At 42.4% G+C, this 16,091-nt stretch carries 19 protein-coding genes and 1 pseudogene; 14 read left to right on the top strand and 6 right to left on the bottom strand.

Annotation, left to right across the window (positions count from 1 at the left end):
- Window positions 1–13: 13 nt before the first annotated feature.
- The 4 genes from ACNOGP_RS10490 to ACNOGP_RS10505 all read right to left on the bottom strand — a co-directional run bounded on the left by ACNOGP_RS10490 (window position 14) and on the right by ACNOGP_RS10505 (window position 3,226).
- The gene (locus tag ACNOGP_RS10490) at window positions 14–745 is read right to left on the bottom strand and encodes an MBL fold metallo-hydrolase (protein WP_195476279.1); all 732 of its coding nucleotides are present in this window, start codon (window positions 743–745) and stop codon (window positions 14–16) included.
- 67 nt (window positions 746–812) lie between these two features.
- On the bottom strand, window positions 813–1,463 hold the full coding sequence (gene pdxH / locus ACNOGP_RS10495) for a pyridoxamine 5'-phosphate oxidase (RefSeq protein WP_418212832.1): 651 nt from the start codon (window positions 1,461–1,463) through the stop codon (window positions 813–815).
- On the bottom strand, window positions 1,460–2,164 hold the full coding sequence (locus ACNOGP_RS10500) for a pirin family protein (protein ID WP_143866543.1): 705 nt from the start codon (window positions 2,162–2,164) through the stop codon (window positions 1,460–1,462). Before ACNOGP_RS10500 ends, pdxH begins: the two co-directional genes overlap by 4 nt.
- Window positions 2,165–2,224: 60 nt before the next feature.
- Window positions 2,225–3,226 carry a 2-hydroxyacid dehydrogenase gene (locus ACNOGP_RS10505; RefSeq protein WP_007765742.1) on the bottom strand — a complete coding sequence of 334 codons (1,002 nt, stop codon included), beginning with the start codon at window positions 3,224–3,226 and terminating at the stop codon, window positions 2,225–2,227.
- A 210-nt stretch (window positions 3,227–3,436) separates the two neighbouring features.
- Here ACNOGP_RS10505 and ACNOGP_RS10510 point away from each other — a divergent pair, with 210 nt between their 5' ends.
- Window positions 3,437–4,972, top strand: a complete 1,536-nt coding sequence (locus tag ACNOGP_RS10510; RefSeq protein WP_418212833.1) for an OmpP1/FadL family transporter — start codon at window positions 3,437–3,439, stop codon at window positions 4,970–4,972.
- Window positions 4,973–5,062: 90 nt separating this feature from the next.
- Here the strand turns inward: ACNOGP_RS10510 and ACNOGP_RS10515 are convergent, their stop codons facing one another.
- On the bottom strand, window positions 5,063–6,352 hold the full coding sequence (locus ACNOGP_RS10515; protein ID WP_195476270.1) for a DcaP family trimeric outer membrane transporter: 1,290 nt from the start codon (window positions 6,350–6,352) through the stop codon (window positions 5,063–5,065).
- Between the two features lie 163 nt (window positions 6,353–6,515).
- Here ACNOGP_RS10515 and ACNOGP_RS10520 point away from each other — a divergent pair, with 163 nt between their 5' ends.
- The 6 genes and pseudogenes from ACNOGP_RS10520 to ACNOGP_RS10545 form a co-directional block, all read left to right on the top strand.
- Window positions 6,516–7,022 (top strand): RNA polymerase sigma factor, encoded by a 507-nt coding sequence (locus ACNOGP_RS10520; protein WP_195476268.1) that lies wholly within the window; start codon window positions 6,516–6,518, stop codon window positions 7,020–7,022.
- Window positions 7,023–7,203: 181 nt separating this feature from the next.
- Window positions 7,204–7,884 carry a queuosine precursor transporter gene (locus ACNOGP_RS10525; protein WP_007765749.1) on the top strand — a complete coding sequence of 227 codons (681 nt, stop codon included), beginning with the start codon at window positions 7,204–7,206 and terminating at the stop codon, window positions 7,882–7,884.
- 9 nt (window positions 7,885–7,893) lie between these two features.
- Window positions 7,894–8,553 (top strand): 7-cyano-7-deazaguanine synthase QueC, encoded by a 660-nt coding sequence (queC, locus tag ACNOGP_RS10530; RefSeq protein WP_418212834.1) that lies wholly within the window; start codon window positions 7,894–7,896, stop codon window positions 8,551–8,553.
- A 572-nt stretch (window positions 8,554–9,125) separates the two neighbouring features.
- Window positions 9,126–9,581, top strand: a complete 456-nt coding sequence (gene queF, locus ACNOGP_RS10535; protein WP_143866531.1) for a preQ(1) synthase — start codon at window positions 9,126–9,128, stop codon at window positions 9,579–9,581.
- An 83-nt stretch (window positions 9,582–9,664) separates the two neighbouring features.
- Window positions 9,665–9,964, top strand: coding sequence for a DUF6922 domain-containing protein (locus ACNOGP_RS10540; RefSeq protein ID WP_418212835.1), 300 nt, complete (start codon window positions 9,665–9,667; stop codon window positions 9,962–9,964).
- Window positions 9,963–10,175 (top strand): annotated as a pseudogene (locus tag ACNOGP_RS10545) (hypothetical protein); the annotation flags it as partial. The gene ACNOGP_RS10540 and the pseudogene ACNOGP_RS10545, both read left to right, overlap by 2 nt.
- Window positions 10,176–10,192: 17 nt before the next feature.
- Here the strand turns inward: ACNOGP_RS10545 and rlmH are convergent.
- A complete protein-coding gene (gene rlmH, locus ACNOGP_RS10550) occupies window positions 10,193–10,666 on the bottom strand; it encodes a 23S rRNA (pseudouridine(1915)-N(3))-methyltransferase RlmH (RefSeq protein WP_418212836.1) in 474 nt (157 codons plus the stop codon).
- A 128-nt stretch (window positions 10,667–10,794) separates the two neighbouring features.
- On the opposite strand from rlmH, the gene ACNOGP_RS10555 reads away from it, so the two are divergent.
- From ACNOGP_RS10555 to ACNOGP_RS10585, 7 genes are all read left to right on the top strand, one after another.
- On the top strand, window positions 10,795–11,187 hold the full coding sequence (locus ACNOGP_RS10555; protein WP_143866527.1) for a DUF4783 domain-containing protein: 393 nt from the start codon (window positions 10,795–10,797) through the stop codon (window positions 11,185–11,187).
- On the top strand, window positions 11,180–12,028 hold the full coding sequence (gene nadC, locus ACNOGP_RS10560) for a carboxylating nicotinate-nucleotide diphosphorylase (RefSeq protein ID WP_195476264.1): 849 nt from the start codon (window positions 11,180–11,182) through the stop codon (window positions 12,026–12,028). Before ACNOGP_RS10555 ends, nadC begins: the two co-directional genes overlap by 8 nt.
- A gap of 215 nt (window positions 12,029–12,243) precedes the next feature.
- Window positions 12,244–12,795, top strand: a complete 552-nt coding sequence (locus tag ACNOGP_RS10565; protein WP_007765761.1) for an RNA polymerase sigma factor — start codon at window positions 12,244–12,246, stop codon at window positions 12,793–12,795.
- A complete protein-coding gene (locus tag ACNOGP_RS10570) occupies window positions 12,779–13,828 on the top strand; it encodes a porin family protein (RefSeq protein ID WP_418212837.1) in 1,050 nt (349 codons plus the stop codon). Before ACNOGP_RS10565 ends, ACNOGP_RS10570 begins: the two co-directional genes overlap by 17 nt.
- Window positions 13,829–13,839: 11 nt before the next feature.
- Entirely contained in the window at window positions 13,840–14,364 is a 525-nt protein-coding gene (locus ACNOGP_RS10575) for a DUF4943 family protein (RefSeq protein ID WP_029425789.1), read from the top strand.
- 38 nt (window positions 14,365–14,402) lie between these two features.
- On the top strand, window positions 14,403–15,008 hold the full coding sequence (locus tag ACNOGP_RS10580; protein WP_418212838.1) for a DUF4858 domain-containing protein: 606 nt from the start codon (window positions 14,403–14,405) through the stop codon (window positions 15,006–15,008).
- 36 nt (window positions 15,009–15,044) lie between these two features.
- Window positions 15,045–15,980, top strand: a complete 936-nt coding sequence (locus ACNOGP_RS10585; protein ID WP_418212839.1) for an NAD(P)H-dependent flavin oxidoreductase — start codon at window positions 15,045–15,047, stop codon at window positions 15,978–15,980.
- Window positions 15,981–16,091: the final 111 nt, after the last annotated feature.

Below are 16,091 nucleotides of genomic sequence, written 5' to 3' on the forward strand. Positions count from 1 at the left end.
AATTATTATGTGTTTATTTGGTAATCTCAAAACTTTCGCCCCGATGGGTGATGTTGACGAAACGGCAACCTGCATTTTCGGCAAAATTACGAAGCGCATTACCGCCTTCATAATCTTCACTGAAATGCATGGGCACAAATATAGTAGTTTTTATTTGTTCGATGAACTGTTTTGCTCCTTTCATGTAATCTTTTCCCATTCTTCGATCTACCGGAAACAGCACTAAATCAATGTCCGACGCTCTTTCTTTTAAATATTTAACTTCTGCAAGGAAATCACCGTTGGCTTTTCGTATCTCTTCTTCGGTAGATTCTTCGCTCCAATGCCAGTTATTTAAATCACCGGCATGGAAAATACTCCAGTCTTGGAGGTGAAGCAGAAATGAACTGCCGACATCCGTCGAACCGAATGCATCGATTCGTATCGTATCATCTTCGTACGCTTCTCCTTTTTTTATGAAGAAAGCGTCTTCGCTTTGGGCACGGTGTGATTTCAGAATATCTTTGGAAAAGATGTACTGAATATCGGGCCGTTGCTCTTTCCATGTCAATATTTCACGATTAAAGTGATCGGGGTGGAAGTGTGTAGCTAGTACGTACAATTTGCCCGGCCTTTGTAAAAGGTAATCATGTACGATTCCCCGATTATTGTCAGTCTCGGAAGAATCTTTATAGTAATCGATGATAACGGTTACCCCTTCTGCTTCGATGGCGAAACCGCTATGGTATATATAATCCAGTATCATAAGCTGAATATTTTAGAATTGCAATATTAAGTATTCTAGTTGAAGTTGCCAAAAAAAATCGACGAAATCAAGGAGCAAGACGACTGATTTCCCATTCTCCATTTAGTTGTAACGTATATAGGAAGCGGTCATGTAGACGGTTCGGCCGTCCTTGCCAAAACTCAATTCTGGTAGGAACAACGGCATATCCGCCCCAATTATCAGGCCTTTCTACTTCTTTCCCTATCCAACGTGCCGCCTCTTTGATGAAAGCACGTATCAACTGCATTCTGCTTGAAATCGGTTGGCTTTGCGGGGAAACGCGTGCACCGACCCTACTCTTATAAGGGCGTTTCCGGAAGTATTCGTCCGACTCTTCCGGAGCCACTTTGCTTGCTACTCCTTCTATATGTACTTGCCTTTCGAGTGTATGCCATACGAAAGAGAGGGAAATATATGGATTGTGTGCCAATTGTTTTCCTTTACGGCTTTCGTAATTTGTGTAAAAGACGAACTTGCCGTCGTGGAGCCCCTTCAGTAATACGGTACGTGTGGACGGCTTTCCTTCGGGAGATACAGTACCAACGATGACAGCGGTCGGTTCATCTACTTTTGCGTCGATGGCTTCTTGCAACCACTGACTGAAAAGCGAAAGCGGGTCGTCGGGAAGTTCATTTTCCCGCAATCCGCTTTTAGTATATTCTTGCCGGATATCGGCTATATTTCCGTAATTTCTCACATCGGTACTTCTATTAATAGAATATGCGAGTCTTTCAAAGTTTCCAATTCAAAACTATTAGTTTCGTAGATCCCCATTCCGTCACGACGTTTCAGCACCTCGCCTTCTACTGCAATTTCTCCTTCAATAAGGAATATGTATACACCTGCATGACTTTGATGCATATGATACCCCAGTTTCTTGCCGGCCTCTACTTTGCCTATTGAGAACCAGGTGTCTTGCAAAAGAGATGCGGGAGTACTGCCGTCAGGTGATACGATGACTGCCAGCTCGTTGGGACGTTCCAGCTCACTGATGTTGAAATCCTGATAAACGGGGCGTGTGTTCCGTTCTCTCGGCATAATCCAGATTTGCAGGAACTCAACCGGTTCTACGGGACTGGCATTCACTTCGCTATGGAAAATTCCGGTTCCGGCACTCATAGTCTGGATTTCTCCGACGGTAATAATCCGGCTGTTTTTCTTGCTGTCTCCATGTTGCAGATGTCCTTTCAGAGGAATGGATACAATTTCCATATTCTTGTGAGGATGTGTCTGGAATCCTTCTCCGGGCGCCACTTTGTCATCATTCAATACGCGAAGAGCACCGAAATTGATACGGTTGGAATCGAAATATTCATCGAAACTGAAGGTGTGATAACTATCCAGCCAATCGTATTGGGAATGCCCTCTTGTATCAGCTCTATGTATTACTTTTTTCATAAATAACTCCTTTTTCTTGTTGTTTATATGCTTCGTAAACAAAGTGGGAGGATAAAAGGTTTATCTCTTCACTTCATTTAGCAGAGGCTTGTGATTGATAAAATCTTTTATATTTTGTAAAGTTGTCATAGCTATGTTTTCCATTGCTTCACGTGTGAAAAAGGCTTGATGAGAAGTGACGATAACATTGTTGAACGAGAGCAAGCGGGCAAGCACATCATCATCGATGATACGGTCGGACTGGTCTTCATAGAAGTATTCGCTCTCTTCTTCGTAGACGTCCAATCCTGCCGATCCGATTTTCTTGTTTTTCAGGCCTTCAATCAGTGCATTGGTGTGAATTAACTGTCCGCGGCCGGTATTGATAATCATTACACCGTCTTTCATTTTACTGATAGAATAGTCGTTAATAAGATATTTTGTTTCTTCAGTAAGCGGGCAATGCAGAGAAATGATATCCGAACTATGATACAGTTCGTCCAACGAAGTGTAGACAATTTGTTCTTCTCTGGCAAAGTTATAATCCGGATAAAGATCGTATGCCAGCACATTCATTCCGAAACCTTTTAGGATATGAATCAGGATTTTTGCTATTTTCCCCGTACCGATGATTCCGGCTGTTTTTCCATGCATATCGAATCCCATCAAACCATGAAGGGAGAAATTTCCGTCTTTCGTGCGCCAGGATGCGCGGGGGATTTTCCGGTTCAATGATAACATCAGAGCTACGGTGTATTCGGCAACGGCATAGGGAGAGTAAGCGGGAACACGTACTACGGTGATTCCGGCAGTAGCCGCCGCATTCAAATCTACGTTATTGAATCCCGCACATCGCAGTGCCAGCAATTTTACTCCGTTCTCTGCCATAATGCGGATGACTTCTGCGTCAGCGACATCATTCACAAAGATGCAGACCGCATCTACGCCTTGTGTCAGCAGTACGTTGTTCTTATTCAGATGTCCTTTATAATAACGTATTTCAAATCCGAACTCTTTGTTTTTATCGTTAAACGACGATTCGTCATAAGGCTTTGTGCCAAAAAATGCAATTGTATAGGCCATAATATTCTTCTATAATTTACTTATAATATAAACGTAAAAGCCGGTCGATTTGTTTGGACTTTATTAAGTGATAAAAATAGATTGTTTCATTAGAAACAGTTTGCTTTTTCAATTAAAATAGGGGCGTAATAGAAAATAAATGCACAAACATATATTTCGTGTGCAATAATGTTATATCTTTGCGCCCGAAATAATTTAAAAAAGATTTAGATGAGAAAAATTTCCTTGATTGGATTTGTGATGTTAATCGTTTCAATTCCAACTTTTGCCGGAGGGCTTCTGACAAATACTAATCAACATGTTTTATTTTTGAGAATGTTAGCTCGTGATGCATCCACGCAAATTGATGCTATATATTCTAATCCTGCAGGTTTGGCCTTTATGGAAGATGGTTTTCATCTGTCTTTTAATGGGCAGAATGTTTATCAAACGAGAACGATAACTTCTACTTTTGCTCCATTTGCCGGTTTTGGAGGAAATCAGACCAAGACATATAAAGGCGAAGCTTCAGCACCTTTTGTTCCAAGTCTTTTTGCTGTATATAAAAAAGGAAATTGGGCTTTTTCCGGTAGTTTTGCTATAACTGGTGGTGGTGGAAAGGCTACTTTCAATGAAGGGCTTGGCTCTTTTGAATCACAAGTTGCTTTGATTCCAGCAATGTTAGTGGAAGCTGGACGAGGTATGGTTGAAGGAGGACTAGCTCCTACAAATCCATATACTGGTACTAATCAATATTCGGTTAATAGCTTTATGGAGGGAAAACAATATATCTTTGGGCTTCAGTTAGGTGCTACCTACAAAATTAATGAATATTTGTCTGTATTTGGAGGTGCACGTTTTAATTATGTGAGTAACTCTTATTCAGGATATTTAAAAAATATCCAAGCGAATTTAGCTGGTGGAGATATGGTAAATTTGAATCAATCTTTTACTAATACCGCGATTGCTGCTCGTCAGGCTGCTGCAGCCTTTACTGCTGCTGGTGATTTAGCTTCTGCCGAGAAATATACAGCTATGGCTGATAAGGCTGAAGCGGTAGCTGGACAAACTGCTGATATGGAGTTAGATTGCGAACAATCAGGATGGGGAGTAACTCCTATTATTGGTGCTGATTTTAAAAAAGGAAAATGGAATATTGGTGTGAAGTATGAGTTTAATACGAAATTGAATGTCGAGAATAAAACAAAAGGAAATCTTCCTCCACCTAGTACTGATGGTTCCGATAAATTTGCAAATTATCGTGATGGAGTAAATACACCACACGATATTCCGAGTTTGCTGACAGTAGGCGTATCTTATGAAATCTTACCAGCATTGCGGGCTTCTATTGGATATCATCATTTCTTTGATACTCATGCTAAGATGGCAACGGTACAGGATCCGATAACTGGGGATTTGGTAGACAAACGTAATTATATAGGTAATGGAACTAATGAATATTTAGGGGGTATTGAGTGGGATATTTGTAAATGGGCTCAAATAAGTGCAGGAATGCAACGTACTAAATATGGAGTGAAGGATAATTATCAAACAGATATGAGTTTTGCTGTAAGTTCTTATTCTTATGGTTTTGGTGCTGGATTTAATTTGATGAAAAACCTCAAATTAAATGTAGCCTATTTTTGGACTGATTATGATAAGTATACTAAAAATATGGATGATTATAATGGAACAGGGATTGCTGGTACAGATGTTTTTACTCGTACCAATAAGGTGTTTGGTGTAGGGCTTGACTATAAGTTTTAAATTCATAATCCGAACTTTTATATATGAAGAAAGTCATTTCAAACATTGTTTTGAAATGACTTTCTTGTTTTTTGTAGTAATGATAGTGGGTTAGAAGGAATACTGCATCAGCAAGTTTAACCGGTTCGCGTGACGGGTTGAAGAGCTGAAATCTGTACGCCATCCTCTCAGATATTCAACTCCGACCTGCATATTGTTGCTGACATTCCAGAAGGCATTGGCTACTAAATACTGGCCTTTGCGGTATGATTCCGGATTTCCGCTTGGGTATCCGTTTTCGGAATATAGTCTGGACAGGCTGTACGTTCCGGAAACAAAGAAGCTTGGGCAGAAGTTGTACTGTAATCCTGCATACCATCCTAACATAGGAAGAACCTGCATTTTACCTTCATTGTCCGGGTCGGGGACGATATCTACATTCAGATTACTCAAGTCGTTAAGATAAGAGCCGATTCCCTTGCCATAGTTGAACTGTCCGTAAGCCTGTAATTTTTTTGTGACATTGAATGTTGTAGACGCTTGCAAACCGAATCCGGTTTTGGAATAAGCTTTGTCGTACACATTACTTGAATAAGTCATGCTACGTATAATAGCGCTTAGTTTGATATGGCTGTTGCTGTTCCAGTTATATTGTGCGGAAGTAGCAAAGTCCGGCATACGTTGCGTGTTGATGGAAACATCGCTGTTGGTTGTACCGTCTACCGAAGGCATTTCCATAGCGACACCGAACTTCCAGTTTTTCAACTTGTCATACATATAGCTTAATTGCGTAGTACGGTAGAATGCTGAACCGTTAGGGCCTGCAAAGTCGATAGTGGGAGGGAGAGCGGCGAGGTCCATGAACGAACCGTAACTGTAACCGATGGTGAAACCGAGAAATTGTGCATAAGCATTTTGTAATTCAAACGTTTTCCCGTCTCCACGAAAGTTTCCGGCAGTATAGACAACAAAGTCTCCGAGATGCTTCGTACGTCCTACCAATTTAAGGAAGAGGGTAGAAGTGGTGATGTCCATCTGAAACTGATTTTTGGCGAAATTTCCGCTTCCACGTTGCGGAATCAACGCCGGGTAGAAATCCACATCATCTACAATACCGCCAAAGTCATATTCTGCTGTCGCACGGACGTAGCCTCCGATACCTAAAGCGAATTTTCCTTTCTGGTCAGTCAGCAGGAAGCGGGGAGCATTCGGATCATGGAAACGCAGTTGCGAACGGTCGTTCATAATCCGGATGATCTCGTCTCCTGCTTTGTCACGGGAGATAAACATGATGGAATTAGGTTCCTCGTCTTCGATGATTACCTTTTTCTGCGCATTGGCACAGAGGGGGAAAATTCCCATCCCCAGTAGCATTGCTACCATTTTAAAACTAGTTTTCATTATCAGTTAAGTTTTAGGTGAATGCCCAAAGAACAACTAAAAAAAGAAATGGTTGAGAGGGGCAAAGGAAAAATTGCCAAACTAATCGGAAGAATTGCTATTTATAATCATTCTAAAAAGACGGATTTTTGTACCGTAGTAATCAGATAAAGAAAATACGACGATGGAAAAAGTAGAATTTACTCAAGGAATATTAGCGATACAGCCGGATTTACACCGCTTTGCATATAAGTTGACGTCAGACCGTGATTCTGCCAATGATTTGGTGCAGGATTGTGTGTTGCAGGCATTGGATAATCAAGAGAAGTTTACGTACAGTAAGAACCTGAAGGGGTGGATGTATACACTGATGCGGAACATTTTTGTCAATAACTATCGTCGCACCGTTCGCGAAATGAATATCATGGATGATAATTATTCTATCAATCAACAATATCAGATTGAGGATGAAGATGCGGACCGATTTGAATTTACATACGACATGAAACATCTGTATCGTGTGATACATTCGATACCGGAAGAAATGAAAGTTCCTTTCCAGATGTTTGTGGCAGGATTTAAGTATCGGGAGATTGCCGACAAGTTAGGGTTGCCGATGGGAACGGTAAAGAGCCGTTTATTCTTTATCCGCAAACGGCTAAAGGAGGAACTTAAAGACTTCTCTGCTTAAAGCAAATTCTTGATTTTGAGTGGTGTGCCTGTTTTTCTATATATGGATAATAGAATTCGGCAGTCTTGATGCGCTTGTTTCAGTTTTATTTTCTATCTTTGCACCCCGAAAGATAAAAATAAAGTATGATGCCGTGAATAGCGGTCGTGTATTCTAGAACACCACGTAAAAAACAGGAATTATGAAAGAAAAAGTATCCGTACCTTTTATGCTGCTGGGCATTTTATTTAATGTATGCCTTATTGCGGCGAATCTTCTTGAGACAAAAGTAATCCAGATTGGTAGTCTGACCGTGACTGCAGGATTGTTGGTTTTCCCAATTTCTTATATTATTAATGATTGTATCGCCGAAGTATGGGGATTCAAGAAAGCACGCTTGATAATTTGGAGCGGTTTTGCCATGAATTTCTTTGTTGTCACTCTCGGACTGATAGCCGTAGCCATTCCGGCTGCCCCTTTCTGGGAAGGAGAAGAACATTTCGATTTTGTATTCGGTATGGCTCCCCGTATCGTAGCTGCCAGTCTGATGGCTTTCTTGGTTGGCTCGTTCCTCAATGCGTATGTGATGAGCAAAATGAAAATTGCCAGTCAAGGGCGTAACTTTTCCGCTCGTGCCATTTTGTCAACCGTTGTAGGTGAAACGGCGGATTCGTTGATATTCTTCCCGGTGGCTTTCGGTGGAATCATCGCTTGGAAAGAGTTGCTTATTATGATGGGTATTCAAATTGTGCTGAAGTCCATGTACGAAGTGATTATCCTTCCGGTAACTATCCGTGTGGTGAAAGCTATTAAGCAAATAGATGGTAGCGATGTTTACGATACCGATATCTCCTATAATGTACTGAAAGTCAAAGATATTTAAGATAGATTTATGAATAGAGAAGCAGCATTGGTTGTGTTCAGTGGAGGACAAGACTCTACTACGTGTCTGTTTTGGGCAAAACGCAACTTTAAGAAAGTGTATGCCCTGAGTTTCCTGTATGGTCAGAAACATCAGAAAGAAGTGGAGTTTGCACGGGAGATAGCCTGGAAAGCGGAAGTGGAATTTGATGTGATGGACGTGTCTTTTGTCGGGCAACTTGGACATAACTCTTTGACTGACACTACAATGGTGATGGATCAGGAAAAGCCTGCAGATAGTGTTCCCAATACTTTTGTGCCGGGACGTAATCTGTTTTTTCTGAGCATTGCAGCGGTGTATGCCCGTGAACGCGGTATAAACCACTTGGTAACAGGGGTTTCCCAAACCGATTTCAGCGGTTATCCCGATTGCCGTGATTCCTTTATCAAGTCTCTCAATGTAACGTTGAACTTGGCTATGGATGAACAATTTGTGATTCATACTCCTTTGATGTGGATTGATAAAGCGGAAACATGGGCTTTGGCCGACGAATTGGGTGTGCTGGAGTTGATTCGTAACGAGACTTTGACGTGCTATAATGGCGTTCAAGGGGATGGCTGCGGACATTGTCCGGCTTGTAAGTTGCGTCGGGAAGGATTGGAGAAGTATTTAAAAAGTAAGAATCAATAATATCTCTACACAGAGATTAAAATGTATTTTTGCTGTCATCTGTCACATTCTTATAGATAAACAATTGATTATAAATTGTATAGCTTGTGACAGCAAGCAGTGATAGCAGTTGAATTTGAAGTTTTGTTGTCACATCTGTTGTCACCGGTAAGCTCCGGCTAGCAAGTGATAGTAAGCTTTGTATCTACGGTAGTTTTGTCTGATAAGCGGCGGTTTAAATTAGTTTCAACAGCTTGAAACTGTTGTTTCATCGGTGAGAAACTAAAGTTTCAGCGGCATGAAACTAAAGTTTCCGGCGCTTGAAACTATGGGTTCTGCCGTAAGAAACTATCTGTTCTCCAGTGTGAAACATTCTGTTTCATGCCGTGAAACACACCGTAACAAGTAAGATGAGGATAAAGCAAACGTGGGCTGGGAGTTGATGGTGATAGGTGATAGATGTGGTGATAGGTTGTAAAATGAATCATTCACCACTGAAACATCGATGAATAAGGCATTTGAGGCTTGTCGGTGATAGGTGATAGAGAAAATACGTTTTTTGTTTAGTGTAGAGGTTGTAACTAGTAAGTGCAATGACTGAATTAAAAGACCAGCTTTCCTTATTGGGAAGAAAAACCGAGTATAAGCAAGATTATGCTCCGGAAGTATTGGAAGCCTTTGATAATAAGCATCCTGAAAATGATTATTGGGTACGTTTCAACTGCCCGGAGTTCACAAGTCTGTGTCCTATTACAGGACAGCCGGATTTTGCGGAAATACGTATCAGCTACATTCCCGATATAAAAATGGTAGAAAGCAAGAGCTTGAAACTCTATCTTTTCAGTTTCCGTAATCATGGAGCCTTTCATGAAGATTGTGTGAATATTATAATGAAAGATTTGATAAAGTTGATGAATCCCAAATACATTGAAGTAACGGGAATATTTACTCCTCGTGGTGGTATTTCCATCTATCCATACGCTAATTACGGTCGTCCGGGAACAAGGTTCGAACAGATGGCGGAACATCGGCTGATGAATCGGGAGTAATTTGTGAAATAAATATAGCTATTAACTTGCATTCGATTCATTTTTATGCCTATCTTTGTCATATAAGGATTATAGTACGATAGATGATGGAGAAATATATTACTCAATTTTCGGCATATCTTTTTGGGGATGTCAATAAAGACGATTTAGATATGGAGAAGCATTCACGGTATATTATAAAGAGAGTGCTTGAATATGGAATGTTACAAGATTGGAATATTGTAAAGCAATATTATGGAATTACCAGAATTGTTGAAGAGGCTAAAGGGTTTCGTGAATTGGAGCCTAGGGCTTTAGCCTATCTTTCAGCCATTTCACAAACTCCTAAAGAACAGTTCAAATGTTATACTTATCAACGGTTGAATCCACAACATTGGAACTAAGGATTTTGTAGATATCTATTTTTTTTTGTTGAAAACGTATTCATTGAATAATATATTGGATTTCTATGCTCAAAAATATTCCGACTCATCTTCTTTTATGGCAATGAAAAGTTTAGCCTATTTTGAAGATGCGGAGGAGGATCCAATGCCTTATATGTTTGTAGATGTGTCTTGGGACGAGATTAAAAGATCCATATTATCTCATTTATAGTATATGAGATAATGTTTTTATTCGTGATGATACGGCCCTCCATTCAATATAGTCATCGCCCGATAAATCTGCTCGACGAATATCAACCGGATCATCTGATGCGAGAAAGTCATTTTTGACATTGAAATCTTTTCGTGTGCCGCTTGATATACTTTTTCCGAAAAGCCATACGGTCCTCCGATAATGAAAACCAGTCGTTTGTTCACCGTATTCATTTTCCGTTTCATATAATCGGCAAATTCAAGGGAACGCATCTCTTTCCCGTGCTCATCCAATAACACCACCACATCACCCGGTTGAAGGGCTTTCAGAATCAGCTCCCCTTCCTTTTCTTTCTGCACCTCCATCGAAAGACTTTTTGTATTTTTCAGTTCGGGGATCACTTCTATATCAAAAGTGATATAACGTTTCGTACGCTGTATATAGTCGTTGATAGCTGTAATATAATGCTGTTCTACGGTTCGTCCTACGACGAGCAAGGTTGTTTTCATATCTCTGCAATTGTATTTAATTGCACAAAAATAGGCATTTTTTATGTTATTCTGCAATTAATGCTTACCTTTGCCTATCATTAGTTGAAAGTCTAAACCTTTAGACTACAACTTAAAAGCTTGTATTTATGAGAAAACGAGTGCTCGTAGGAATGGCCGCTTTGCTTCTTTCCTTCTCGTTGCTAATGGCGCAGGAGATACCGGCAGGAGTGATTACGGCATTTAAAAGAGGAAGCTCACAAGAGCTGAGTAAGTATATGGGGGACAAGGTAAACCTGGTGCTCCAAGGTAGCTCGACAAACGTTGACAAACAGAAAGCGACCGCTGTGATGCAAGACTTCTTCACGAAGAATAAAGTCAATGGGTTTACAGTGAACCATCAGGGAAAGCGGGACGAGTCAAGTTTCGTTATCGGTACGTTGGCCACAACGAACGGAAACTTTCGTGTGAACTGCTTTCTGAAAAAAGTACAGGATAAATGTTTAATACACCAAATAAGAATAGACAAAATCAATGAATAAGGAAAAAGAACTGATCGACAAACTGATCGATCTTGCTTTTGCAGAAGATATAGGCGATGGTGACCATACCACCCTTTCATGTATTCCCGCTACGGCAATGGGAAAATCAAAATTGCTTATCAAGGAAGCCGGTGTGCTGGCCGGTATCGAAGTGGCTAAAGAAATCTTCAATCGTTTCGACCCGACGATGAAAGTCGAAGTGTTTATCAATGACGGTGCGGAAGTGAAGCCGGGTGATGTGGCAATGGTGGTGGAAGGTAAGGTGCAATCCTTGCTTCAAACCGAACGCCTGATGTTGAACGTGATGCAGCGCATGAGCGGTATCGCGACCATGACACGCAAATATGCGAAGAAACTTGAAGGCACTCATACCCGCGTATTGGATACCCGTAAGACAACTCCCGGTATGCGTATCCTTGAAAAGATGGCGGTAAAGATTGGCGGTGGCGTAAATCATCGTATCGGGTTGTTCGACATGATTCTGTTGAAAGACAATCATGTGGATTTTGCCGGAGGTATCGACAAGGCCATCACCCGTGCCAAAGAATACTGCAAGGAAAAAGGTAAAGATCTGAAGATAGAAATAGAAGTCCGCAACTTCGACGAACTGCAACAAGTGCTTGATTTAGGTGGTGTAGACCGTATCATGTTCGATAACTTCACTCCCGAAATGACTAAAAAGGCAGTAGAAATGGTGGCTGGCAAGTATGAAACCGAATCTTCCGGCGGTATCACCTTTGATACTCTTCGTGATTATGCCGAATGTGGCGTTGACTTTATCTCCGTCGGGGCTTTGACGCATTCCGTGAAAGGACTGGACATGAGCTTCAAAGCGTGCTGATTTTTTTTCACCACAGAGGACACAGAGTACACAGAGGAATAATGATAGGAAATTTTTCCTATAAAGTAAGTTTAAATCCTCTGTGTACTCTGTGTCCTCTGTGGTGAATCTGTTTAACTTCTTTTAGCAATATTCCTTGCAGCATTCCTCAAATTCTTGCGTCTAATGAGTAAAACGACGCAGACATACGTCCGATTTTAAAAAGGTAATTGACTTTGGAAAACGAGATAGAACTGATAAAGGGCTGTCGGGCAGGAAAGGATTCAGCCCGAAAGGAACTTTACACCCTCTATTCCAAACAAATGCTGGCGGTATGTTTCCGCTATACGGGTGATATGGATGTGGCGCACGATGTACTGCATGACGGTTTCATCAAGATTTTTACCAATTTCTCCTTTCGGGGCGAGTCTTCGCTCTGTACATGGATAACCCGAGTGATGGTGACTCAAGCACTTGATTACCTGCGGCGGGAGAAACGGGTAAATCAGTTGGTGGTGCATGAAGAGCAACTTCCCGATATCCCCGATATATCAGATTCGGGAGGAGGGGCAGGCATCTCCGAAGAGCAATTGATGACATTTGTTGCCGAATTGCCGGATGGTTGTCGAACCGTTTTCAACCTTTATGTGTTTGAAGAGAAGTCACACAAGGAGATAGCCAAGCTGCTTCATATTAAAGAGCACTCGTCTACTTCGCAGTTACACCGGGCCAAATATTTGTTAGCAAAAAGAATTAAAGAGTATAGGAACCATGAAGAAAGAAAATGATGAAATAACCGATCTGTTTCGCGCACGTCTCGCCGATACCGGGATGAATGTACGGGATGGTTTTTGGGAAGAGCTTTTGCAGGATATTCCTGTGGCTTGTCAACATCGTCGTCGGCTCCTGCTCTTCCGTGTGGCGGCTGCGGCGTCCGTACTGCTTGTTCTGGCAGCTTCGTCAGCCACTTTCTTGTATTTCTCACCTAAAGAAGAGATGGAGGAAGCGTTTACCAAGATAGCCGCGACGAATGGAGGGCAGATGGACGGAGACGGGATACGTGTCAATCAACTGCCGCTGCCGGTAGAACCGGTATTGCAGAAACCGGCTCCCCAGTCATTCGGAATGTTGTCGCAATATACGGAAGATGAGGACTCGCTTGCCTTTACTTTCTCGATGTCGTTCTCTTTCTCGTCCACGGCTACAGGGCATGAGCGGCCTTACGGTAACGAACGCCATAGTGGTTATTGGCAGGTAGCGAATGGAAATATGGAAACTTCTGTCGGCCGGGAGGAAGAACGGGCGGGTTTGCCTGTGACTTCGGAGAAAATAATGAAGAAACGTTGCTGGGCTGTGAAAGCTCAAGTAGGCATGGCGCTTCCGGCAGAGGACGGTACTTACAAGATACCTGTTTCCGCAGGAGTAACAGTAGAACGAAAGTTGAACGACTATCTGGGGATAGAAACCGGACTGCTTTATTCAAATCTTCGTTCGGCCGGACAGCATTTACATTATCTGGGTATACCCGTGCGGGTAAACGTGACACTGGTAGATACGAAGAAAGTAGACCTTTATGCTACCGTAGGCGGAGTGGCGGATAAATGTATAGCCGGTGCGACGGATAACAGTTTTAAGGAAGAACCTGTCCAATTGGCGGTAACTGCCGGTATTGGAATCAATTATAAGATTAATGACCGGCTTGCGGTTTTTGCCGAGCCCGGTGTTTCGCATCATTTCAGTACCGATTCGAAACTGGCTACGGTACGCACGAAGCGGCCGACTAACTTTAACTTGCTCTGCGGACTTCGCATGACGTATTAACCCTTATGAAAATGAAAAAAACACTATTAATGCTGTGGATGGCTGTTTGCCTGATTGTATCTTTTGCGGGATGCAGCAGCGAAGAAATGGATTATAACAATCCGGATGTTGATCTCTTTGTGAAACAATTGAAGGCGGGTACATATAAAATGAAGAATGATAAAGGAGTGGTGGAAGTGCCTCATTTCATGGAGGAGGATATTCCCGAACTTTTGAAATATGCGGAAGATCTGACAATTATTCCTTCGTTCCCGTCGGTCTATAATACGAACAACGGTAAGATCCGTTTGGGTGAGTGTATGCTTTGGGTGATCGAGTATATCCGTCAAGGTACACCTCCGTCGTTAGGCTGCAAGATGGTGCTGGCAAATGCTGAAAATTATGAGGCCATCTATTTCCTGACCGATGAGGAAGTGCTCGATGCAGCTGCCTGTTACCGTAGCTGGTGGGAGGAACGGCAATATCCTAAAACCCGGTGGACGATTGACCCGTGTCATGATGAGCCGCTTTGTGGAACAGGCTATCGTTGGTGGTAAAAAGGGGAGAGCCTTCGGAAGATAAAAAACAATAAAAAATGAGGAAACGTTTATTTATATCGGCAGTCTCACTGCTGCTGACAGGGGTATGCTATGCCCAATGGTCTGTGCAAGATTCGCTCAAACTGCAAAAGTTGTTGGAAGGCAGTGAAGAACTGAAGCTGAACCCGAAGGCGGTCAAGCAGATTGATTTCGGCGGTGCGGTGGGTACTCCCCGTATGTCGGAGGAGAAGCGTTGGATGTTGCCCGATGAGTCGCTTCCCGAAGCACTGCCTAAACCGAAAGTTGTGTTGACTCTTATGCCGTATAAGGCAAATACCCGCTATAACTGGGATCCAGTTTATCAGAAAAAGATCAGAGTGAACAAGAATACATGGCGGGGAGATTCTTTCTACGAACTGCGTCGGCAGAGATTCTATACGAACCGGACACGTAACCGGAAAGCGAATGAAATACGGATAGGGGAGAATGTCTCAGTTTGTGGCGGAACTATTAGCGGGCTTGATTTGATGGCTGCCTTTACGAAAGAATTCTGGAACAAAACAGGAAGAGATAACCGTATCCGCACGTTGGAAGTGTTGAAAACTTATGGAGATTCAACTACCGTGTTGATAAATAAACCTATCGAACAGATTACCCGGTAAAAGCGTTATATAAAATGTATTGATACATTATTTATTATGAACAGAATAACTTCTCTTCTAGGGATCCGGTATCCCATTATTCAAGGTGGTATGGTTTGGTGTAGCGGTTGGCGATTGGCTTCCGCAGTGAGTAACGCGGGTGGCTTAGGACTGATCGGTGCCGGATCCATGCATCCGGAGACTTTGCGCGAGCATATCTGTAAATGCCGTGCGGCAACGAGATTTCCTTTTGGGGTGAACATTCCTTTGATGTATCCTCAGATAGAAGAAATAATGAATATTGTGGTGGAGGAAGGAGTAAAGATTGTCTTTACTTCTGCAGGAAATCCGAAAACGTGGACAGGATGGCTGAAAGAACGTGGCATTACGGTGATTCATGTCGTTTCTTCTTCCCGTTTTGCAGTGAAATGTGAGGAAGCGGGAGTGGATGCGGTAGTTGCCGAAGGTTTTGAAGCCGGCGGGCACAATGGACGTGAGGAAACAACGACTTTCTGTCTGATTCCGGCCGTGCGTGAAGCTACTACATTGCCGTTGATTGCGGCAGGTGGCATCGGTACGGGGGAAGGTATTCTAGCAGCTATGGTGTTGGGAGCTGAAGGAGTGCAGATCGGAACCCGTTTTGCCCTGACGGAAGAAAGCTCTGCCAGTCCGGTATTCAAAGACTATTGTTTGAGTTTGGGTGAAGGAGACACGAAATTGCTGTTGAAGAAACTGGCTCCGACACGTTTAGTGAAGAATGCTTTTCGGGAAGCTGTGGAGAAAGCGGAGGATAGTGGTGCTACTCCCGAAGAATTAAGAATCTTGCTCGGACGCGGTCGTGCCAAGAAAGGTATATTTGAAGGTGATTTGGAAGAGGGTGAGCTGGAGATCGGTCAAGTATCCGCCATTGTATCCCGCAGACAGTCAGTATCGGAAGTCATGACGGAATTGGTGGAGGCTTGGCAACGGGCGGCGGAGAAGAAATATTTCTAGTAAGGCTGTATCATAATTCATCACAGATTTACACGGATTTTCTCAGATTAGATTTTAATATATCAATAATCAATATTTATTATCTGTGTAAATCCGTGTAATCTGTGGTGA

The sequence above is a fragment of the Bacteroides difficilis genome, assembly GCF_048319815.1.
In the GTDB taxonomy this organism is placed as follows: domain Bacteria; phylum Bacteroidota; class Bacteroidia; order Bacteroidales; family Bacteroidaceae; genus Bacteroides; species Bacteroides zhangwenhongii.